The following is a 779-nucleotide window of genomic DNA, read 5'->3' as shown; positions in this document are numbered from 1 at the left end:
CAGAATATCTGATAGTTGCCACGGATATCCTTTGTAGGAAATAAGCTCATCAAACTGCTTCATCATATCTTCACTGTAATTTTGCGTGCGTTCATCAATTGGAAACATCCCCGAAGCGTCTCCAATGCCAAGCGCCTTACTACCCGTCAGCAGCCAGTGAATATAGCCGGCTAGCGTTGTCATGTAATCAATGCGCGGCAGATGTTTTTCTTGATTGATGATTGCCTGATACAAATGCGCAATGCTCCATCGTTCAGGAATATTAAATTGGAAATGTTCAGTTAATTCTTTTGCTGCTGCGCTTGTTGTTGCATTACGCCACGTTCGAAACGGAACAAGCAGCTCACCCGTTTTATCAAACGCCATATATCCGTGCATCATAGCTGAAACGCCGATGGAGCCAACTGTTCGAATCGTGATTCCATAGCTTCGTTCTACCTCTTGCTTCATTTCACGGTAAGCACTTTGCAGACCTGTAATAATATCGAGTAAGTTGTACGTCCAAAAACCGTCTTCTAAGAGATTTTCCCATTCATAACTTCCAGATGCGATCGTTTCAAAGTTTTCATCAATCAGCACCGCTTTAATACGAGTAGATCCAAGTTCAATTCCAAGGGACGTTTTCCCTTTAGCAATTGCTTGTTTTATGCTTTCTTGAGTTGTTTTCACGTTTAATCTCCTTTCTGAACCTATAGCAGTAAGGAAGCGCTTTCCGTTTTATGTAACGCTGTTTGAATTTGTTAACAACCTAAGTATATTTATTTGTACGTACATTTGTC

At 41.1% G+C, this 779-nt stretch carries 1 protein-coding gene; it reads right to left on the bottom strand.

Features of this window, described 5'->3' with window-relative positions:
• On the bottom strand, positions 1-669 hold a 669-nt coding region (locus AC1DRF_RS30585), incomplete at its 3' end, for an FGGY family carbohydrate kinase (protein WP_477742646.1).
• Positions 670-779: the final 110 nt, after the last annotated feature.

It is taken from the genome of Priestia sp. P5_B4 (assembly GCF_056400385.1).
Note: the sequence above shows the minus strand (reverse complement) of the source record. Positions and strands in the feature narration are given on the sequence as shown.